We start from the raw sequence: 20,733 nt of genomic DNA, 5'->3' as shown, positions 1-20,733 counted from the left end.
CTCAGTCCCCCAGTTCCTCGGCCAGCGTCGGCTGACGATCGGCCGGCCCGGTCACATCGGGCCCCACCAGCCTGACCTCGACCCTGCGGTTGGCGCGCCGCCCTTCCGCGTTGGGGCGACCATCGGGAAGGGCGTTGGGCGCGACCGGGTTCTGCTCGCCGAAAGCGATGACCGCGATCCGCTCCGCCGCGACCCCGTTTGCCGCGAGCCAGTTGCGCACCACGTCGGCGCGCCTGCGCGCGACGGCGAGGTTGGCCGTATCGCTGCCTGCCGTGTCGGTGTGCCCGGCGACCGTGATCCGCGCGCCGGCGGCGAATTGCGGACTCGCCAGCAGCGCGCGCAACGCGTCCTGCGCGGCTTCGGGCAGGTCGCTGCCATTTGCCTCGAAGCGCAGGACCACCGCCTTGGGCGGAGCGGGGGTCGGGCTCGGGCTCGGGTTCGGCGCGGGCTGCGGGAGGTCGGGCCGGATGATCGAGGTCGCCTTGACCTGCGGCGGGGCGGGCGGCGCGCTGGCCTCGCGCTGCGGGCGCTCGCACCCCGCCAGCGCGGTCAGCGCCAGCAGCACGGCCATGGCCTTCATCCCGCCCTCTGCCCCGACCGCCCGCAGCGGGGCGGCCGTCTCCTTGGGCGGAGCGAAGCTGATGACGGTATCGCCCGCCGCAGGCTCGGGCCGCCGCGCGTGGGTGAAGAACTGCATGCGCCCGTCCGACTTGAGCAGCAGCACCATGTCGGAGGCGGCCGGCAGGGCATCCTTGGCATCGTCGAAGCGGAAGCTGTCGGACAGGCGGGTCTTGCGCAGCCGCCAACCCCCGTCGAGCCGCTCGTTGATCTCGTTCACGCCATAGCCCGACTGGAACAGCGCCCTTCCGCGCAGCGTATCGGGCAGGGCCTGCCGATCGTCATGGCCCCCGGGCGCGCCCAGCTGGTACACCGAATCCCGTCCGACCTCGTGCGCGAACTCGTTGCACACGAGGGTGTTGTACGCTTCGTTCTCGGTCGCGGCGACCAGCGCCTGGAACGGCGACAGGTCGAGATTGTGCTCGGTCGCCTCGTTGAGGATCTCGCCGTGATAGAACGGCAGCTCCCGGTTGCGCGCGAGCGCGAGGCGTTGCCAGCTCGGGTCGACAACCATCACCGGCGTGCCGAGCTCCTTCATGATCTCGGCCAGCGCCACGCTCCAGCGCGAGCTTCCCACCAGCAGCAGGCCCGGGCGCGTCTCGCCTTTCAGCCCGAGCCAGCGGGCGACAAGGTCGATGGTGAAGCCATGCGCGAGCACGGTGGTGATGACCACCGCGAAGCTCAGCCCGATCAGCACGTTGCCGTCTTCGTAGCCGAGTTCCGACAGGCGCAGCGCGAACAGGCCGCTGATCGCCACCAGCACGATGCCGCGCGGCGCGATCCACGCGACGAACAGCCGCTCTCTCCACGGCACCGCGCTTCCCAGCAGCGTCAGCAGCACTGTCAGCGGCCGCACCACGAACAGCAGCGCGAGCAGAAACAGCCCGAAGCGCCAGTTGAGGTAGGCCAGATCCGACCACTTGAGCGAGGCCGACAGCACCACGAAAATGCCCGACACCGTGAGGATCGCCACGGTCTCCTTGAACGGGTGGATCGAGCGCATCGACTGCACGTTCATGTTGGCGAGCGCGATGCCCATCACCGTCACCGCGATCAGCCCCGCCTCGTGCTCGATGAGGTTGGTGCCCACGAACAGGGTGATGACCGTGACGAACAGCACCGGCACCTTGAGATATTCAGGCACCGCCCCGCGCGGATAGGCCCAGGCGATCAGCCGCGCGGCGCCATAGCCCAGCGCCGCCGCCAGCGCCGCCGCCAGCAGCATCGGCGGGACAATCGCGATCCAGGTCGCGCCGTTTGCGGTCAGCCGGAAGTATTCGTAGGCGATCACCGCGCACAGGGCCCCGGTCGGGTCGTTGACGATCGCTTCCCACTTGAGCAGCGAGGCCGGGCGCTTCTGCACCGTCGCCTGGCGCAGCAGCGGGATGACCACCGTCGGGCCGGTGACCACGAGGATGCCGCCGAACAGGATCGCGACCGGCCACACCAGCCCGGCGATCGCATGCGCGGCCACGGACCCGAACACCCATGCGAGCACCACGCCGACCGTCGCCATGCGCCAGACCGCGCCGCTCGTTTCGCGCAGTTCGCGGAAATTGAGGCTGAGCCCGCCCTCGAACAGCACCAGCGCAACGCCGATCGCCACCATCGGCTCGAGCAGCTCCCCGAAAGCATGTTCGGGATCGAAGATGCCGAGCACGGGACCGGCAAGGATGCCCGCCGCCAGCATCAGCACGATGGCCGGACGATTGGTCCGCCAGGCAAGCCACTGGGCACCGATGCCCAGCGCCCCGACAAAGGCAATGACGATCGCCTGTTCCTGCACGAGATTGCGCCTCCTGTCCCTGTGCACGCATCCCGCGCGGCACTTTGATCAGGGTCCGGGCGACAGCATGCGCGGGAAAGGTGTCAACAACCCGGGCGGCGCCTTACGGCGAACGGGTGTCGGGGCGGGGCAAGTGCCTCAGCATCTTGGCTGCAAGGGCCGATCAGAACTTGTAGGCGAGCCCGAACTGGAATTGCCGCGGCGCGCCGGCGTTCCTCTGCACGAAATCCGCCCCGCCGCCGAACTGGATCTGGTTCGAGGTCGTCGCCGCGTTGGCAAAGCCGCTCTGGTTGTTGGCGTTGAAGACATTGAACACATCAGCGCTCGCCTCTATCCGCCCGCCTGCGACGGGGAGCGCATAGCGCACGCCGAGATCCACCGTGGCCGACCACGGCAGGCGCGCCGAATTGCGCCGCTCGCCCGGATAGCGGTCCGAATTGCCGAGGTAATTCTCGCCGAAGCTCGCCCCGTCGCCGTTGAGGTCCTGCGTGCCGAAGATGCGCGCATCGGGGACGAGATTGACCGGCTGGCCCGACTGGAACAGGCCCGCCGCGGTCAGGGTCAACCCGTCGAGCGGGTAGAGATAGCCCACCGCCGAGATCACGTGCCGCCGGTCATTGGCCGAAGGGCCCCATTCGCTCGCGAAGTCGTTGGAATTGGCGGCGCGGAAGTTGATGTCGTCGGTGTCGTTCCTGAGGCGCGAGAGGGTGTAGCTGACGCGGAAGGCGTAATCGTCTTCGCCCCGCAGCTTGATCGCCTGGAGGATCAGCGCGAGGTATTCGGCCTCGCCTGCGGTCTCGGACACAGTGATCTGCCGCGCCCCGCCTGCCACCAGCGGGATCGGGCGCGAGGCGTCGGCGGCGGCTTGGCTGCGCACCAGCCCGAGGCTCTGGGCAAGGGCGAAGCGCGCGGCGTTGTCGGGCAGGGCGCGCAGCGCCGCGATGTTGGCCGCGGTGAGGTTTGCAAGGTTGGGGGTGAAGGGCGCGGGCGCATTGAGGTCGCGCAGCCGGACGAGGTTGTGCGAGCGGCTGTAGAGCGCGTCGACCGACAGGGTGAGGGTGCTCGTGGCGGCATATTGATAGCCGCCGCTGACCTGCACGCTCCACGGATTGTCGTAGCCGGTGGGGCTGAGGATGCGCCCCTCGCCGAGCGTCGCCGAGCCCCGCAGCGCCTGCACCTGCGCCGGGGTCGGGCAGGCGGCGACGGTGGTGCAGGGGGGCGACACGGTGAGGTTGCCGTCGAAGGTGATGTCCCTAAGGTCGACGCCCGCCGGGATCGCACCGCGCGCCTGCAACTGCGCCAGCTGTGAGAGGAACCCGGCCGAGGTGGTGTTCCGCTGGAGCGCGTCGGAAATCACGGCGTAGCTAAGCTTGCCCGTGAAGATCCCCGCCCCAAACCGGACCGACGAGCGCGCGTCGGGCTGCCAGTTCAAGGCAAAGCGCGGGGCGATGTTGTCGGTGTCGCCGTCACCCGCGCCGCGCTGGGTCAGGGTGTCGTAGTCCCACCGCACCCCAAGCGTGGCGGTGAGGTTCGGCGACAACTCCCAAGCATCTTCGAGATAGAGCGCGACCAGCGTCTGCGGGGTGCCGAAGCTTTGCGGGCGCAGTTCGACCGCGTAGTTCGCCACGGCGGGGTTCAGCGCCAGCACGTCCTGCGCGGTGAGCGCCAGACCGCGCGAGGACAGGCTGGCGAGTTGGCCTGCGGTCAGATCGACAGTGTAATTGCCGTTCGGATTTCCCCCGCCCAGCAGCGCGAAATCCGAGGCGATCACGTCGACCCCCGCGCTCAAGCGGTGCGCGCCGAAATCGCGGGCGAGGCGGTGGGTGGTCTGCCAGGTCTCCTCGAGACTGTCGAAGACGTAACCCGGATTGCCCACGACGGCGGCCGTGAGCCCCGAGGGGCCGCGCACCACCACCTGCGGGCCGGGCGCGCCCGTCGCCTCGCCGTAATCCCAGCGGAAGCGGCTGTATTGGAGGGCGCCGTCATAGCTCCAGACGTCGCCGGAATAGCTCGCACTCGCCGCGATCAGGGTTGAGAAGCGGTCCTGCCGCGATCCCGCCGAGGGGAAGGTCGCATTGCCTCCGCCTAGCGCGCCGCCCGGGCGGTCGATTGTCACGCGGCCGACATTGCCGCGCAAGGACACCGCCCAATCTTCGGTCAGGCGGTGGTCGAGCCGCAAGGACGCAAGGTGGAATTCGTTGTTGCCGGTGACGGTATCGACGATCCCCAATTGCGGCGCGTCCACGATCTGCGTGTTGCGGTCGCGGGTGTATTCGTAATTGGCATAGAAGAAGGTGGTGTCGCGTTTCAGCGCGCCGCCTGCGGCAAACCCGCCCTGGTAGCGTTCGAAACTCTCGCCGACGGGGTTGCCCGACAGGTCGCGGCGCGGGAAGGGGGACCGGGAATCCAGCGGCCTGCCGGGGCGAACCAAGCCATAGACCTCGCCCGTAAAATCGTTGCTGCCCGAGGGGGTGGTATAGTTGACTATGCCGTTCGCCGTGCGCCCGTAGGCGGCGGAGTAGGAGTTCGCCAGCACGGTGACTTCGCGGGTGAAGCCCAGCGGCACGGGGAATTTGATCCCGCCGAGAAAATTCTCGTTATTATCGAGCCCGTCGATCAGGTAGTTGGTGTCGAGGCCGTTGCTGCCGTTGATCGAAATGGATGGGGCCTCGGGGAAGAACCCGGTCGAGGGGACGACATTGGGCAGGCGGATCAGCGCGCCGATGACATCGCGGCCCTCGATGGGGAGCGCGACCAGCTGCTCGCGGGCGAGCGAGGCGGAGATTTCGGCGTTCGACGTGTTGAGCCCGGTGATCGCGCGCGCGGCGGTCACCACGATGCCGGCGTCGACAGCAGGCTGTAGCTGGAGGATCACCGAGCGGGTGAAGTTCGAGCGCAGCTCCACGCCTTGCGCGGCGAGCGGGGCGAACCCGGGGGCTGCGGGGACGGAGACCTCGTAGGCCCCGCCGGTGGTCACCCCGTCCAGCCGGACGACCCCGCGCGTGTCGGTGACGAGTGTGCGGGCAAAGCCGATGGCGGGGTTGGCGACCACCACCTCGGCGCCTGCGACCGGTGCGCCATCGCCATCGACGACGGTGATCTCGATCCCCGCCTGCTGCGCGTGGGCGGCGGGCGCGCAGATCACGCAGGCAGCCGCCAAGGCAGCGCCCGCGACGCTCGAGCGAAGCATACCGGTCATAACTGTCATTCCCCTCGTCGATCCCCTGGCACATGGCACCGTCATGTGCATTTGCGCCTGACGGTATTCGTTGCCGCCGGGCCGATGGTTACACGTGGCCCTCACCGCCGCTTTCGCGATATCGCCAGCGCCTATTCCGCGATGCGTTTGGGCGGCGCGATGCTCTCGGCCTTGATCGCCTTCTTGGAGAAGGGCAGGCGGTGCCATTGCTTGGCCGCATAGGCCCGCGTCTGGTCATAGACGTGGGGGCTGGCGGGGTTGGTGGACTGCGAATAGCTGAGGATCGCGTCCGCCACCGGCCCCGTCTCGTCGAAGCCGACGATCTGGATGTAGCTCGTCCCGTGGCGCGGGATCAGTTTGCCGGACGCCGCCCGGTCGGATTCCTGCATGTTGAGGACGCCGAGCCAGCCCGGACCGCCGTGGATAGGGATGGCTTCATTGCCCGCCATCACCAGCTGTTCGCTCCCCCACTCGGAATCGAGCGAGAGCGGCTGCTTTTCGAAGGCCTCCACCGTGGCTGCGAGCGCGGCGAGGAGCTTCGCGCCCGCTTCGCCTTCAATCTTCAGGTCGCGCGGAGTGTTCACGGGGTCGGTCGGATCGAAGGGCACCGCCCAGGCTTTCTTGCCCGTCTCGATCGCCTGCCAGAAGGCGCGGAACAGGCGCGCGCCGCGGCTTTCCTTCTCGAACCGCCCGTCCCAATTGGCGAGCACCGCGCAGCCGCGCGCCGCGGGACCTTCCGCCCCGGCGCACAGCTGTGCAAGCTTCGGCAGGACCAGACTGGCAGCAAGGCTCTTGTTGGCAAAGGCATGGGCTTCGGCGCTCGCGTGGTCGAGCTTGCCGCCCGCGATCAGCGCGGCGGTTTCGATGAAGTTCGAACGGGTGCGCAAGGAGCGCTCGGTCGCATATTCGCCGAGGATCGGCGACAGCTCGCGGTGCGGCATCGCCGGGTTGCTCAGCCAGTAGCTGTCGTTCGAATTGGTGAGCCAGGTCTTCACCGTGGTCGACGCCTGATCGGCCGCGGGCATCAGGCCGGGGACGGGTGTGCCGGGCGCGACGTCCCAGTCGCAGGCGGCCTTGCTGCCATCCATCAGGATCGCAAGTTCGGCGAACAGCCCCGAGATCGGCGTGGCGCAGGCCTTGGCCTTCTCGGCCGAGACATTGGGCACCGCGGTGACATCGGCGTGGAGCGCGTTGCCATAGCGGTCGGCGGCGATGGTGTTGACCCAGGGGATGCCGAGCGTCTCGCTGACCGCGGCCTCGACTTCGCCCACGGTCTTCGCCTCGCCGATGCGCAGCCAGGTCTCGATCCCGCGCTGGTTGCCGCGGTTGGCGTCCTTGAGCGCGAAGGCGGACTGCTTGCTCCAGGTGATCCCGCGCGCGGGGATGACGAAGACCGGGCCCCAGCGGGTCGACCACAGCGTGCGGGTGACGGGGCTCTGGCCCTCGGGCATCGGCACGGTGACGGTCTGGCTGGTCATCGCCTCGGACTTGCCGTCAACCATGTAGCGGGTCGGGTCAGCGGGATCGAGCGCCACCTGATACAGCGTGAAGTGCCGCGCCTCAGTGACGGTGTGGGTCCAGGCGACATCCTTGTTGAAGCCCAGCGTCGGCATCGGGGTGCCCGCGAGCCCGACGCCCATCACATCATAGCCATCGGGGCCCTTCACATGCATCTGCCAGAAGCGGCTCGGGCCCTTCCACGGGAAGTGCGGATTGCCGATCACCATCCCGCGCCCGCTCGCGGTGACATCGCTGCCGAAAGCCCAGCCGTTGCTGCCGATGCCGAGTTCCTTCGGGTCGGGCATGGTGATCGCGACCTTGGGCGCCGGCGCGCCGGGAGGGGCGGCATTGGCGATCGCGGGGGCGAGGTTCAGCGAGCTCGCCAGCAGCATCTGCTTTTCATTGAGGCGCAGCATGTCATCGGTGGTGATGGGACGCACCCACGCCCTCCCGCGGCATTCGGCGGGGATGCCCTCCGGCCCGGCGTCGCGCAGGAAGCGGTTGTAGCCCGCGACATAGCCCGCGATCAGGTCCTGCACCCGCGGTGGCAGGGTCTTGGCGCCCTCGCGCAGGGCCGGCAGGTCGATCACCGCGCGGAAGAATACGTCGGAGGAGAGGTTATCGACCTCCTCGAAGCCGAGCACCGCCTTGGCCTCGGGCCCCCAGAAGCGCGACCGCTCGCCTGCGACGGTGGCGAATTCCTCGGCCAGCAGGCACAGGTTGTCCTCGGCATAGGCATAGGCGACCCCGTAGCCCACGCCGCGCCAGTCGCGCGCCTCGATATGGGGGATGCCGAAGGTGGTGCGGGTGATGGTCGCCGCATAGCGCGGCTTGGCCAGCGCCTCGCCCGCCTGCGCCGTCACCAGCACCGCGGCCGCTGCCGCGAGAACCGAAATCCGCTTCATCGTCGCTCTCCCCACACCCGTTCCGGGTTCTCGGCCGAGACCTATCGGGCACCCGCGCAAAAGGGAACACGCAAAAGCGAAAGGGCGCCCGGCCGCATCCGGCAGGGCGCCCGCCGATCAGCTCTTGGGGAAGCGCGTTTCGAGCCACCCGAGCCAATCGGCCTGGATTGCGGCGAGATCGCGCGGCAACGTGCCCTTGGGCTCGGGATTGGCGAGCCACTGTTCGATCGTCTCGCCGCGCACGAAGGCCTTGGCGATGCGGTCGAACACCTTCGGGTCGCCGGTGCGGTCGATCAGATATTGCGACACCACCGCCGACTGGAGGTAGAAGCGGACGCCGCCCTCGGCGATCTTGCGGGCCTCTTCGCCGGTCAGGACCCGCACGGCTTCCTTCTTTTCCGCGGCACTCCGCTGCTCGTTGAGCAGCTGGACCTGCGCGGCTGCGGGGTGCACTTCGGTGAAGAAATTGGGCAGGTCGATCAGCAGGCGGATGTTTTCGGAGGCCTTGGCGGGATCGCTGCGATAGGTATCGAACTGCTGGCGGAACTGCGTCACCCGGTCTTCGAAACTGGACGGCGCTTCCATCAGAACGGCCGACATCTCGTCGAGCCAATCGGGGCTCGGGCCACCGTAATGCTTGTCTTCGTTGAGCGCGCCGCCGCCCCAGTAGCCGACCCGGAACCAGTCGTGGCCCAGTTCGTGCGAAACCGCTGCCAGTTCGATCCGCTTGCGGCGCGCGGGATCGGTCTGGCGGGCGAGGGCGGTTGCCACCGCGGCATCGATCTGTTCCTGCGGCTGGCCTGACATCTGGGCGGTGATCGCGCGCCGCAGCGAGAGTTCGGTCTGTTTCCTGAACACCGCGTCGGACAGCCACGGCAGGACCACCGGGAAACCGCCCTTGCGCAGCGCATCGATGGTCTCGCGCGGGGTGATGGCATCGCGCCCCTCGACCACGGCGTAGCGCAGCGGCTCGTGGCCGAAATGGGTGACGAACCGCGCCGCGCCGTCCTCGGCAAGACCGAGCAGATATTGGGCGCGCTCCCCGGTTTCGGCCAGGGCCACGCCTCTGGCGCTTTCCACGCACGCCAGATCGGGGACGAATTTGGTAGCCGTATCGCACAATGGCCCGTTGCCGGCCGCTGCGGGGATGGTCCAGCAGGCGCAGGCGCAGGCGAGGGCAAAAGCGGTAATTGTCGAAGTCTTCATCAATCACACCTTGGCAGTCTTGTCGACTACAGGTGTAATCAGTGACTACGTTTGTAGTCAACATCACGACCGCGACCGGCTGCGCTTTGCGCAAGATATGGAAAGACAAGGGGCGCTCCGCCGCGTGGCGAAGCGCCCCTGCCTGCATCAGAACCCGATCAGAACGAAGCGGTGATCGAGAACACCACGGTCGCATCCGAGATCGAATCCCCGGCCAGCGTGGCGAAGTTCGGACGGATCAGCGCGGCATCGGCTTCCGAGATGTCGGTGTCGACATAGGCGGCCGAGAGCGTCAGGTGCTCGATCGGCACCACGTCGATGCCGAGCGACCAGTCGAAATAGGTGCCGGTCGGCGCGACGCTGGTGCCGTTGGGGCCGAGGCCGGGGTTACCGTCCGAATAGCCGATGTGGGCCTTGAGCGTGACCGGCGCGCCGTCGATCCCGTAGGTGGCATCGCCCGCGAGGTAGAGGTTGTCTTCCTTGTCGCCCGGATCGACCGTGGGGCCGACCGGATCCCAGTTGCCAAGCGCTTCCTGCGAGGGCGCGTAGGCGACGGTGGCGGTCAGGCCGACCGGGCCGAGGGTGCCGCCGAGCTTGGCGTAAAGTTCGGCAAAGTCGGTGTTGCTCGCGCCGCTCGGGTACATGTACCAGGTGAGGCCCGCATCGAGCGTGCCTTCGCCGATCGGGAACTTGAAGCCGGCGATCAGGTCAAGCTCCATGTTGGCGCCGCCGAAGGTGCCCCAGCCGGCGAGGTTCGAGCCCCAGGCGCCCACGTAGAAGCCGCTTTCGTGACTGATGGTGAAGCCACCCTGCACAGCCATGCCCTCGTCCGACTGCGAGACGCCGCGGAAGCGGTAGTCCGAGGTCAGAGTGGCCGCACCCGAGACGGTGATGGCGGGGGTGTCTTCTTCCTGGCCGGTGGCGGTATCGAGGTCGAACGGGGCGACCGCCGGGGTGATGGCAGCCGAGGTGTCGACGACGGTGATTTCGGTTTCGGTTTCAGCGGCCGGGCCGACGATTGCAGCGTCTGCCTCGCCAGCGAAGGCGGGGGTGGCAAAGCATGCGGCGAGTGCGACAGCCGATGCGGCTGATGCGAAACGAATGGACATAAGGAACGCTCCATAGAGAGGTTTGGATCGTTCCACCTGCGTGGGCCGTGCAGGACATTATTATCCGATGAATCGGGTTCCCGTCACGTCGGCGTCATATTCCTCCATGCTGCACCTGCGCACAAAGGTTATGTGTTGGGGGTGTTTCTTATTAGGTTGTTGCGTGACTTTCATGCAATAGTTTGCAGATAGTCTTAGCGGGATCACGGCGGCGCGGTCGATACGTCAAGCATCCACCGCGCCCTCGGGTGACTAGGCGTTCTCCCGCAGGCTCTCCATGTCGATCACGAAGCGATACTTGATGTCGCTCGCCTCCATCCGCTCGTAAGCGGTCTGGACGTCCTGCATGGCGATCACCTCGATGTCGGGGAGGATGCCCTTCTCGGCGCAGAAATCGAGCATCTCCTGCGTTTCGGCCAGCCCGCCGATGCCGCTGCCGGTGAGCACCTTGCGGCCCAGGAACACGCCGGTGTGCATCTCGGGCATCATGTCGATCATGCCGACCAGCACCTGCACGCCGTTGATCTTGAGGATGTGCAGGTAGGGTGTGACGTCATGGCGCACGGGGATGGTGTTGAGCACCATGTCGAAATAGCCGCGTCTGGCTTTCATCGCGGCCTTGTCCTCGGTGTTGAGGAAGGCGTGGGCGCCCAGTTTCTCGGCATCGGCGCGCTTGCTTTCGCTGCGCGAGAGCACGGTCACTTCCGCACCCATCGCGGCCGCCAGCTTGACCCCCATGTGCCCGAGCCCGCCCAGCCCTGCCACCGCGACCTTGCTGCCCGGGCCTACCTTCCATGTCTTCAGCGGCGAGTAGGAGGTGATCCCCGCGCACAGCAGCGGCGCGGCCTCGGCCATCGGCATGCCTTCGGGCACCTTGAGCACGAATTCCTCGCGGGCGACGATCCGTTCGGAATAGCCGCCGAAGGTCAGGCTGCCATCGCGCCGGTCCTTGCCGTTGTAGGTGCCCGTCATTCCCCCGTCGAGGCAGCTCTGCTCGTACCCCGCCTCGCAATGCGCGCATTCGAGGCAAGAATCGACCATGCACCCGATCGCCACCCGGTCGCCGACCTTGTGGCGGGTGACGCTCTCGCCGACCGCGCTGACGGTGCCGACGATCTCGTGCCCCGGCACGATCGGATAGGTGGTGAAACCCCAGTCGTTCCGCGCCGAGTGGAGGTCCGAATGGCAGATGCCGCAATGGCTGATCTCGATCAGCACATCGTCGTGACGCAGGCCCCGGCGGGTGATCTGCATCGGGCCGACCCCGCTATCGGGCGCGGTCGCGCCATAGGCGCGGGTGGGGTATTCGTTGGTGGATGCCGTCATCTGCCAGGCTCGCTCGGTTGCTTGAAGGACGCACGAGCATAGGCCCATCCAGATGACGGCGACCACTCTTAGTTTGTCAGGGCCTGAGCCTTCTGCGGTGTCGGCGCCAGGCGAGGGACAAGGACGGTCGGTTGGGCAAGGATCGACAGCAGCCGCCAGACGACCGATTGCCCGTCGAGCACCGTGGCCTGATCATAGGGGACAAGCCCCTTTCCGGCGTTCAGGAACCGCCCCTCGGCATCCATGATGTAGTATTGCCATACAGTGTAGCTGGGGCGCATGATCAGGTTTTCCTGCAATTCGTAAGTCCCCGCAGGGTAGGGCAGGCCGCTGACCGAGCTGTTGAACCCGTTTTCGTAGGTCGCGCTGAAATAGCTCGGCGAATTGATGCCATTCACCTGCGTGTTGGCATAATTGAACTGTGTACCGACCCCCGGATTTGCCACTGAAGCGTCTATCAGGTCTTTGACCGACATCGAGCCAACACCCAAGTTGATAGTGTTGCTGTAAAATATTCCGACGATTCTGAGGGAAATTGCCATAGATATTGCTCCTGCGCAGCAGACAATACGCCTCTGATCCCAGGAGAGACTGCCAATCGACTGCGACTCGATTGGCTGAATAAGGACTTACCCCAGATTACCATGTGAAAAAAGCTAATTCAGGTTGGCAATGTCAGTTCGGTTTTATGCAAGTTGTTCTTGATGCAACTATTTCGGCGGCATCCGGATCGCTCCGTCGAGGCGGAACTGGTGGCCGTTGATGTAGCTGTTGCGGGCGATTTCGAGCACCAGCGATGCAAACTCCTCGGGCTCGCCGAGGCGCTTGGGGAAGGGGACGGAGGCGTTCAATTGCGCCCACATCGGCGGGTTCCTGTCCTTCATCCCCAGCATCAGCGGCGTGGCGAAGATCCCGGGCATGACCGAGTTCACGCGGATGCCCATATCCATCAGATCGCGCGCCATCGGCAGGACGAGGCCGTTCACCCCCGCCTTGCAGCTGCCATAGATCACCTGCCCGATCTGCCCGTCCTGCGCGGCGACGCTGGCGGTGAGGATGATGCACCCGCGCTCGCCATCCTCGTTCAGCGGCTCGGCGTTCGCCATGCCCAGCGCCGAGATGCTGGCGACGCGGTAGCTGGCGACGAGGATACCCTCGGCGCCGAAGGCGTAGTCCTCGGTGGAGAGGCGTTTGTATTGGCCGCTCTCCTTGTCCCAGCCCAGCGTCTTGCCGCGCCGGCTCGCCATGGCGCAGTGGAGCGTCACGCGCTCCTGCCCGTGCGCGGCACGCGCGGCGGCAAAGCCCGCCTCCACCGAGGCTTCATCCATGATGTCGACATGGTGGAAGGTGCCGCCAATCGCCTTGGCGTGAGCCTTGCCGGCCTCGTCATTGATGTCGAAGATTGCGACCTTCAGCCCCGCATCGGCAAAGGCCTGCGCACTTGCCTTGCCCAGTCCGCTCGCCCCGCCGGTGACCACCACGGCCATGCCGCTTTCGAGTTTCATCGCTCTCTTCTCTCCTCGGATTTGTTTGCCCGATGGCTAGGCGCTTCGGCGCCGCTGCGCTAGCTCTCCAATTGCATCAGGCGGCACGCGGGGCGCGGTCGCCTTTTTGTCATCAGACCGCCCTAAGCGCGGCACAAGAATTATCGAGGGGCCATCATGATCCGACCTTTCCACGGCTTTGCCTTGCTGTCGCTCGGCATTGCCGCCGCCTGTGCCACCGTGCCGCCGATCATGGGCGATCCGGCCGTCACCGTCACCGCCACCGCCGAGACCCCGCCGGTGGGCACCGCGCGCGAGGATGCGGCGGACGATCCGGCTATCTGGCTCAACCCGGCCAATCCGGCGGCAAGCCTCGTGGTGGGCACCGACAAGAAGGGCGGGCTTTACGTCTATGACCTGAAAGGTGCCCAGAAGCACTTCATCCCCGCGCCCGGCCTCAACAATGTCGACCTGATCGACCTTCCCGGTGGCCGCGTGCTGGTGGCGGCGAGCGACCGCAGCGACCTGACGAAGGTGCAGCTGTTCCTCGCCCTGCTCGACACCAGGACCGGCACACTCGCGCCCGCGGGCAAGATCGTGGTCGGCCCGGGCGAGGGTTATGGCATCTGCATGATCAAGCCTGCGGGCGCGCAGGGCATCGTCGCCTTCAGCGCGCCCAAGGGCGGGACGATCTACAAGACCGTGATCACCGAGGCAGGCGGCAGCTTCACGGGCACCACCACCACCCTCGCGCAGATCCCGACCCAGACCGAAGGCTGCATCGCCGATCCGCGCACCGGCACGCTGTTCATCGGCGAGGAAGACGCCGGGATCTGGGCGATCGACATCGCCACCGGGGACAAGCGCATGGTCGCGCCGGTCGACAACAGGATGCTGGTCGCCGATGTCGAAGGCCTTGCCATCGCGCCGCAAGGCAAGGACGGCGGCTATCTCGTCGCCTCATCGCAGGGCGACAATGCCTATGCCGTGTTCCGCCTGCCGGGCGTGACCCCGGTGGGCCGCTTCCGCATCGCCGCCGGCACCTTCGGCAGCACCGAGGAGACCGACGGGATCGAGCTCGACAACCGCGCTTTCGGAACCGATTTCCCCGGCGGGCTATTCATCGCGCAGGACGGGCAGAACGCGCCATCGGCGCAGAACTTCAAATTCGTGCGCTGGGACGCGGTGCTTGCCGCGCTGGGAGAGAGCAAGTGACCATGCCGCTGCCGATCATCACCCCCGACCGCCGCCGCTTCCTCGGCGCCACGGCGACCGCCTTTGCCGCGCTTGCCGCAAGCGGCTGCATGACGCGGGGCGAAGGCAATCCTTCGGCCGCCACGCCCAAATCGGGCGGCGGCTTTGCCGGCTATGGCCCGTTGCAGCCCGATCCGGCAGGCTTCCTCGATCTTCCGCAAGGCTTCTCCTACCGCGTCATCTCGCGCCTCGGCGACGCGATGGACGATGGCGGCACCGTGCCCGACCGCGCCGACGGGATGGGCTGCTTCGACCTCGGCAACGGCGAGATTGCGCTGGTGCGCAACCACGAATTGCAGCCCAGGCACGAAGCCGGCGGGGCGATTGCCAAGGGCTATGGCCGCAAGGACGGCGTCTTCGTCGCCGGCGGCACCACCAACATCGTGCTCGACGCGAAGACGCTGGCGGTGAAGCGCCAGTTCCGCAGTCTCGGCGGCACGATCCGCAATTGTTCGGGCGGGATCACCCCGTGGGGCACGTGGCTGACCTGCGAGGAGACGACCCTGCGCCCCGGCGTATCGGGCGGCGAGGGGCTGGACCAGGCGCATGGCTGGGTGTTCGAGGTCCCCGCGAGTGCGCGCGGGCTGGTCGATGCGGTGCCCCTGAAGGCGCTGGGCCGCTTCAACCACGAGGCAGCCTGCGTCGATCCGGCGACCGGCATCGTCTACCAGACCGAGGACCGCGAGGATTCGGTGCTCTACCGCTTCATCCCCAAGGTGCCAGGGCAGCTGGCCAAGGGCGGCAAGCTGCAGGCAATGGTGATCGAGGGGCTTGCCGACACCCGCAACTGGGACAGCGCGGCGATGGCGATGGGCCAGCCCTACCGCGTGAGCTGGATCGATCTTGACGATGTCGAGGCGCCCGCCGACGACCTGCGCCAACGCGCCGCCGCCAAGGGCGCGGCGCTGGTGGCGCGGGGCGAGGGCATCCACATGGGCGTGAAGCGCGGGGTATCCGAGGTCTTCGTGTGCTCGACCAGCGGGGGCGCGAAGAAGCTCGGGCAGATCCTCAAGCTCGTCCCGGGCAATGCCGGTCAGCCCGATACGGTCGAGCTGTTCTTCGAAAGCGAAAGCACCGACCAGTTCAACTACGGCGACAATATCACCGTCGGCCCCAACGGCCACCTGATCGTATGCGAGGACCAGTACACCGCGATCCAGGAAAACCACATCCGCGGCATCACGCCTGATGGCCGGGCCTACACCCTCGCGCTGCTGCGCGCGCAGACCGAGCTGGCCGGTGCCTGCTTCTCGCCCGATGGCAAGGTGCTGTTCGTCAACGCCTACGGCCCGACGGCGACGCTGGCGATCACCGGGCCGTGGGTCGCGTGACCGGCATCTGACGACCCGGTGGACGGCTTTCTTCTCGCTCTGCTGCTGACAGCCGCGCTGGCGACCGGCGGGCGCGACCAGCTGATGGTGGCACAGTGGGCCGGAACGCTCGGCCAGAGCGCGCAGCTGCTGGCGGTGGCGATCGCCTGCGCCTGCCTGAGCGCGGGCGTGATGGCCTTTGTCGGGGCCGAATTTGCCGCGCTGCTGCCGCGCCGCGCCGCGCAGATGCTGATCGCCTTCGCGCTTGCCATCGCGGCCTTCGAACTGGCGCTGCCGGTGCGGCTGAAGGCGCCCGCCGAGCCGACCCGTTCGCTCGCCGCCTTGGGCCTTGTGCTGCTCGCCCGCCAGATCGGCGACGGGGCGCGCTTTGCCGTCTTCGCGCTCGCGGCGTGGACGGTGTGGCCGGTCACCGCAGGCCTCGGCGGCGCGCTGGGCGGAGCGGCGTCGGTGGCACTCGGCTGGGCGGCGGGGGACGCGGTACTGGCGCGCTGGCCGCTGCGGATGCTGCGCATCGGGCTGGCGGTATGCCTCGCCATCGCCGCCCTTTTCATCGGCCTCGCCGCGCGTTTCGCCGCATCGTGATCGCTGCAGCCGATCACCGTTCCCACGGAAATGCGGGAACCTGATCCATGTTCGTGCAGTGGGTAAGCACCTAAATAGAAGGCGGCGCGCCTCTCGCACGCGAATCCAAGGAGAATACCATGGCCGACACCAAGACCAATTCGAAGGCCGCGCTGGTTGCCGAGCTCAACGCCCTGCTGGCCGATCATTTCGCGCTCTACATCAAGACCAAGAACTTCCATTGGCACGTCAAGGGCCCGCGCTTCCACGATCTGCACCTGCTGTTCGATGCCCAGGCGGGCGCGGTGCAGGGCCAGATCGACGCGATTGCCGAGCGGGTACGCAAGCTCGATGCCGACACGCTGACCTCGCTCGGCGCGATGGCCGGGGCGACGCAGATCAAGGACCAGGACAGCACCAGCCTCAAGGCCGAGGACATGATCGCCGAACTCGCCGCCGACAACGAGAAGGTCGTCGCGCGGCTGAAGGCGATGAAGGACCTGACCGAGCAGGCCGGCGACAACGCCACCGACGGGCTGCTGGACGACTGGACCGACATGGCCGAGGAACGCGTGTGGTTCCTGAAGTCGCTGCTGGCGTAAGCCGCGCGGCACCACAGGACAACTAGGGCCGCCCCCATTGCCGGGGGCGGCCCTTTTGCTATGCTCGTTGCCATGGGTGACATCACGATTTTCGAGAACGCCAATCGCATGGCGGTGGCCGGCTGGCTGCTCGGCAAGCTGGGCGGCGCGCCGGGCCATGGGGGCGCGATCACGGTGCCGGGCGGTTCCACGCCTTTTCCCATCATCGACGCGCTGACCGAGTTCGGCGGGGTGGACTGGCCCGGCTGGGCGGTATGGCCCAATGACGACCGCATCGTGCCCGAGGAACACGAGGCTTCGAACACCGGCAAGATTCGCGCCCTGCTGGAACCGGCCGGCGCGCGCGTGGTGCCGCTTGCCGAAGACGCGGCACCGCCGCATTTCGCGCTGACCTGGCTCGGTATGGGGCCCGACGGGCATGTCGCCTCGCTCTTCCCCAACACCGACCCGCAGGTGGACGACGCGCAGGTCGTGCGCCGCCTCACCCCCGATCCGCTGCCCGCCCATGCGCCCTTCGACCGGATCACGCTGACCCTGCCCGCGCTGCTGGCGACGGACGCGATCCTCTTCACGCTCGGCGGTGCGGCGGACAAGCGTGCGGTGTTCGATGCGGCTGCCAAGGGCGAAAACGACCTGCCCGTCGCCCGCCTGCTCGGCGCGGCGCGCGCGCGCGGCATTCCGGTCACGGTCTTCGCCTGAGCCGATGCCGCAGCTGCTTCCCGCCTCGCTTCACCGCCTGGTCCTGCCGATCGCCCACGCGCTGCGCCACCACTGGCGGCGCTGGCGCAAGACGCCGATCGCTGGGGTGAGCGTGATCGTCACCAACCTTGCGGGCGACGTGCTGCTGCTGAAGCATTCCTATGGCCCCGCGGTCTGGAGCCTGCCGGGCGGCGGGCTCGGGCGGGGGGAGGACCCACTCGCCGCCGCACGGCGCGAGGTGCGCGAGGAACTGGGAGTGCAACTCGCCAGAATCGAACCGGTCGCGACGCTTGAAGAGGTGATCTCCGGATCGCCCCACACCGCGCATATCTTCACCGGCGTGTGCGACCGCCAGCCCAAGCCCGACCGCCGCGAGGTGATCGAGGCGCGCTTCTTCCCCTCGCACTCGCTCCCCGAACCGCTGGGCGAGACCACGCGCCGGCGGATCGCGGTGTGGCGGGCGCGGGGGGTGGGGTAAAGGTTGGAAACACCGTTCGCCCTGAGCTTGCCGAAGGGCCGCACTTCTCTTCAATCACACCGCGTTGGCGCAAGAAGAACGGTGCTTCGACAAGCTCTGCACGAACGGTTCTTGCTTCACAGCAACCTGAGCTGCGCCTCGTCCCTTGGCGGCTTCTCCTCCTCCGCACCCTCGAGCCCCGAGAGCGTCAGCCCCATCAGCCGGATCGGCCCCCGCAGCGGCAGCTCCGCTTCCAGCAGCGCGCGGGCGAGCCTGCCGAACTCGGCCTTGCCGCTGACATAATCGGGTTGCGAGGTGGCGCGGGTCATGATCTGGAAATCGGTGAACTTGAGCTTGAGCGTCACCGTCCGCCCCCGCGCGCCCGCCGCCTCGATCCGCTCCCACACGATGTCGATGATGTTTTCCAATGTCTCGCGAAGCCTCGCGCCGCTGCCGATGTCCTCGGAGAATGTCCGTTCCCCGCCCACCGACTTCCTGATGCGGTGCGCGGCGACGGGGCGCAGATCAATCCCCCTCGCGGCGCGGAACAGGTAGTCGGCCATGCTGCCGAAATGCGCGCGCAGGAAGGCGAGGTCCTTCGCCGCAAGATCAGCCCCCGTGGCGATCCCGAGCTTTTGCATCCGCTCCTCCGCCTTGGGGCCGACCCCGTGGAACCGCCGGATCGGCAGCCCCGCCACGAACTGCGCGCCCTCGCCCGGGCGGATCACGCACAGGCCGTCGGGCTTGTTCTGGTCGCTCGCGAGCTTGGCGAGGAACTTGTTGTAGCTCACCCCGGCGCTCGCGGTCAGCCTTGTCTTGGCGCGGATTTCCTGCCGGATCAGCTCGGCGATGCGGGTCGCAGAGCCGATCCCGAGCCGGTCGTCGGTGACGTCGAGATAGGCCTCGTCGAGGCTCAGCGGCTCGATGACGGGGGTGTAGTGCTCGAACACCCGGCGGATCTGGCGGCTCGCTTCCTTGTAGGCATCGAAGCGTGGGCGCACGAAGACGAGATCGGGGCACAGGCGCTGCGCGGTGACCGAGGGCATGGCGCTGCGCACCCCGAACTTTCTCGCCTCGTAGCTGGCGGCGGCCACCACCCCGCGCCCGCCCGCTCCGCCGACCGCGACGGGCTTGCCCTGAAGCTCGGGATTGTCGCGCTGTTCGACGCTGGCGAAGAAGGCGTCCATGTCGACATGGATGATCTTGCGCAGGCCAAGCTCCGCAGGCCGCGCGGCATCATTCTCGTCTGACGGAGCCCTCCGTATCATCCCTTGGAAATAGAACCTTGTGCCGCCCGAAGGAACTGTTGCTGGAACAATTCACCCGGCCTGCCATTTTGTGCACATGCGAAAAGAACTCTGGTCTTCCGGCGAACCGATGGGCAAGGGCCCCGCTATGGCCACTTCGCAAGCCTCTGTCATGCCTGCCCGTAAAGCACTCGGCGAGACCGAGCTGATGTGGATGATGGCGATGCTGATGGCGCTAAACGCCTTCGGGATCGACGCGATTCTGCCGGCGCTCGACGCGTTGGCCGCCGACCTTTCGGTGACCGGCAACGACCGCCAGTTCGTGATCGGGGTCTACCTTTTGACCGGCGGCATCGGCTCGCTCGTGCCCGGCGCGCTCGCCGACCGCTTCGGGCGGCGGCCGGTGCTGCTGGGGGCGGTGGCGGTCTACATCGTGCTCTCGGTGCTCTCCGCACTCGCGCCGACCTACGACGCCCTGATCGCGGTGCGCGCCGCGCAGGGCTTCTTTGCCGCCGGCATCGTCGCGCTCCCGCCCGCCGTCATCCGCGACCGCGTGGGCGGCGACAAGATGGCGCGGATGATGAGCCTCATCTTCGTGATCTTCCTGATGGTCCCCGCGATCGCGCCGACCATCGGCGAGGGCATCCTCCAGACCTTCGGCAGCTGGCGCGCGATTTTCGCCGCGATGGTGGTGCTGGGTGTGGTGATGGGCGGCTGGGTGTTCATCCGCCTGCCCGAAAGCCTCACCGAGGAAAACCGCCAGCCCATCATGCCGCGCGCCATCGCGGCCAACATGACCCGCGCGCTGAGCCTGCCGAGTGTCGCGGGCTATGTCATCGGCTCGGCGCTGGTGTTCGGCGCATTGTTCGGCTTCATCAATTCCTCGCAGCAGCTCATCACCCAGACCTTCGGTGCGGGCGACATTTTCCCGCTGGTATTCGGCATCTGTGCCGGATCGATGGCGATCGCGAGCTGGTCGAACTCGCGCATCGTCGAGCGTTTCGGCGCGCGCCGTGTGAGCCACACCGCGCTGTTCGCCTTCATCACGGTGAGCGCGGTGCAGGTGATGCTCGCCTTTCAGCCGGGCGAGGAATTGTGGCAATTCGTCCCGCTGATGGCGATCAACATGGCCTTGCTCGGCTTCATCGGCAGCAATTTCGGCGCCATCGCGATGAACCCCTTCTTCGCCATTGCCGGCGCGGCGAGCTCGGCCCACGGCTTCGTGCGGATGACCACCGCGGCGATGCTCGGCGGGGCGATCGGCTATGCCTATGACGGCACCGCGCGCCCGCTGGCGCTGGCCCTGCTGGCGAGCGGCCTCGCCTGCCTCGCGCTGGTGCTGTGGAGCGAGAAGGGCAAGCTGTTCGGGCCGAGTGATGCGGAGATGGGTGCAGACTAGAGTCTGTCCTGTTTAGACTGAATCGATGTGGGATTCCCAAGGGGTGCTGA

General features: G+C 67.4%; 15 protein-coding genes and 2 pseudogenes. 7 read left to right on the top strand and 10 right to left on the bottom strand.

Annotated elements, in window-relative coordinates; all coding sequences use genetic code 11:
* Position 1: 1 nt before the first annotated feature.
* From AX708_RS21070 to AX708_RS06910, 9 genes and pseudogenes are all read right to left on the bottom strand, one after another.
* Positions 2-376: pseudogene (locus AX708_RS21070) on the bottom strand (OmpA family protein); the annotation flags it as partial.
* 234 nt (positions 377-610) lie between these two features.
* Positions 611-2,404 (bottom strand): annotated as a pseudogene (locus AX708_RS06945) (cation:proton antiporter); the annotation flags it as partial.
* 163 nt (positions 2,405-2,567) lie between these two features.
* On the bottom strand, positions 2,568-5,603 hold the full coding sequence (locus tag AX708_RS06940; protein ID WP_067489760.1) for a TonB-dependent receptor: 3,036 nt from the start codon (positions 5,601-5,603) through the stop codon (positions 2,568-2,570).
* Positions 5,604-5,734: 131 nt separating this feature from the next.
* Positions 5,735-8,008, bottom strand: coding sequence for a penicillin acylase family protein (locus AX708_RS06935; RefSeq protein WP_067489755.1), 2,274 nt, complete (start codon positions 8,006-8,008; stop codon positions 5,735-5,737).
* 117 nt (positions 8,009-8,125) lie between these two features.
* Positions 8,126-9,214, bottom strand: coding sequence for a hypothetical protein (locus AX708_RS06930; RefSeq protein WP_156454541.1), 1,089 nt, complete (start codon positions 9,212-9,214; stop codon positions 8,126-8,128).
* A 158-nt stretch (positions 9,215-9,372) separates the two neighbouring features.
* Positions 9,373-10,323, bottom strand: a complete 951-nt coding sequence (locus AX708_RS06925) for a TorF family putative porin (protein ID WP_233999619.1) — start codon at positions 10,321-10,323, stop codon at positions 9,373-9,375.
* Positions 10,324-10,575: 252 nt separating this feature from the next.
* Positions 10,576-11,649, bottom strand: coding sequence for an NAD(P)-dependent alcohol dehydrogenase (locus AX708_RS06920; RefSeq protein ID WP_067489749.1), 1,074 nt, complete (start codon positions 11,647-11,649; stop codon positions 10,576-10,578).
* Positions 11,650-11,717: 68 nt separating this feature from the next.
* Positions 11,718-12,191 (bottom strand): hypothetical protein, encoded by a 474-nt coding sequence (locus AX708_RS06915; RefSeq protein WP_156454540.1) that lies wholly within the window; start codon positions 12,189-12,191, stop codon positions 11,718-11,720.
* A 168-nt stretch (positions 12,192-12,359) separates the two neighbouring features.
* On the bottom strand, positions 12,360-13,154 hold the full coding sequence (locus tag AX708_RS06910) for an SDR family oxidoreductase (RefSeq protein WP_067489743.1): 795 nt from the start codon (positions 13,152-13,154) through the stop codon (positions 12,360-12,362).
* 156 nt (positions 13,155-13,310) lie between these two features.
* On the opposite strand from AX708_RS06910, the gene AX708_RS06905 reads away from it, so the two are divergent.
* From AX708_RS06905 to AX708_RS06880, 6 genes are all read left to right on the top strand, one after another.
* Positions 13,311-14,348 (top strand): phytase, encoded by a 1,038-nt coding sequence (locus AX708_RS06905; RefSeq protein ID WP_067489740.1) that lies wholly within the window; start codon positions 13,311-13,313, stop codon positions 14,346-14,348.
* Between the two features lie 2 nt (positions 14,349-14,350).
* Complete coding sequence (locus tag AX708_RS06900; protein ID WP_067489737.1) at positions 14,351-15,718, top strand: alkaline phosphatase PhoX; 1,368 nt, start codon at positions 14,351-14,353, stop codon at positions 15,716-15,718.
* An 18-nt stretch (positions 15,719-15,736) separates the two neighbouring features.
* Complete coding sequence (locus AX708_RS06895; RefSeq protein ID WP_067489734.1) at positions 15,737-16,300, top strand: hypothetical protein; 564 nt, start codon at positions 15,737-15,739, stop codon at positions 16,298-16,300.
* Between the two features lie 119 nt (positions 16,301-16,419).
* Positions 16,420-16,881, top strand: a complete 462-nt coding sequence (locus AX708_RS06890; RefSeq protein ID WP_067489731.1) for a Dps family protein — start codon at positions 16,420-16,422, stop codon at positions 16,879-16,881.
* Between the two features lie 72 nt (positions 16,882-16,953).
* A complete protein-coding gene (locus tag AX708_RS06885; protein ID WP_067489772.1) occupies positions 16,954-17,580 on the top strand; it encodes a 6-phosphogluconolactonase in 627 nt (208 codons plus the stop codon).
* A 4-nt stretch (positions 17,581-17,584) separates the two neighbouring features.
* Positions 17,585-18,058 (top strand): NUDIX domain-containing protein, encoded by a 474-nt coding sequence (locus tag AX708_RS06880; RefSeq protein ID WP_067489728.1) that lies wholly within the window; start codon positions 17,585-17,587, stop codon positions 18,056-18,058.
* A 116-nt stretch (positions 18,059-18,174) separates the two neighbouring features.
* Here AX708_RS06880 and dinB read toward each other — a convergent pair whose 3' ends face one another.
* On the bottom strand, positions 18,175-19,305 hold the full coding sequence (dinB, locus tag AX708_RS06875; RefSeq protein ID WP_067489725.1) for a DNA polymerase IV: 1,131 nt from the start codon (positions 19,303-19,305) through the stop codon (positions 18,175-18,177).
* A 127-nt stretch (positions 19,306-19,432) separates the two neighbouring features.
* Here dinB and AX708_RS06870 point away from each other — a divergent pair, with 127 nt between their 5' ends.
* Positions 19,433-20,683, top strand: coding sequence for a multidrug effflux MFS transporter (locus AX708_RS06870; protein ID WP_233999618.1), 1,251 nt, complete (start codon positions 19,433-19,435; stop codon positions 20,681-20,683).
* Positions 20,684-20,733 lie beyond the last annotated feature (50 nt).

Origin of the sequence: Erythrobacter sp. CCH5-A1 (assembly GCF_001557115.1) — a bacterium.
Classification (GTDB): domain Bacteria; phylum Pseudomonadota; class Alphaproteobacteria; order Sphingomonadales; family Sphingomonadaceae; genus Erythrobacter.
Note: the sequence above shows the minus strand (reverse complement) of the source record. Positions and strands in the feature narration are given on the sequence as shown.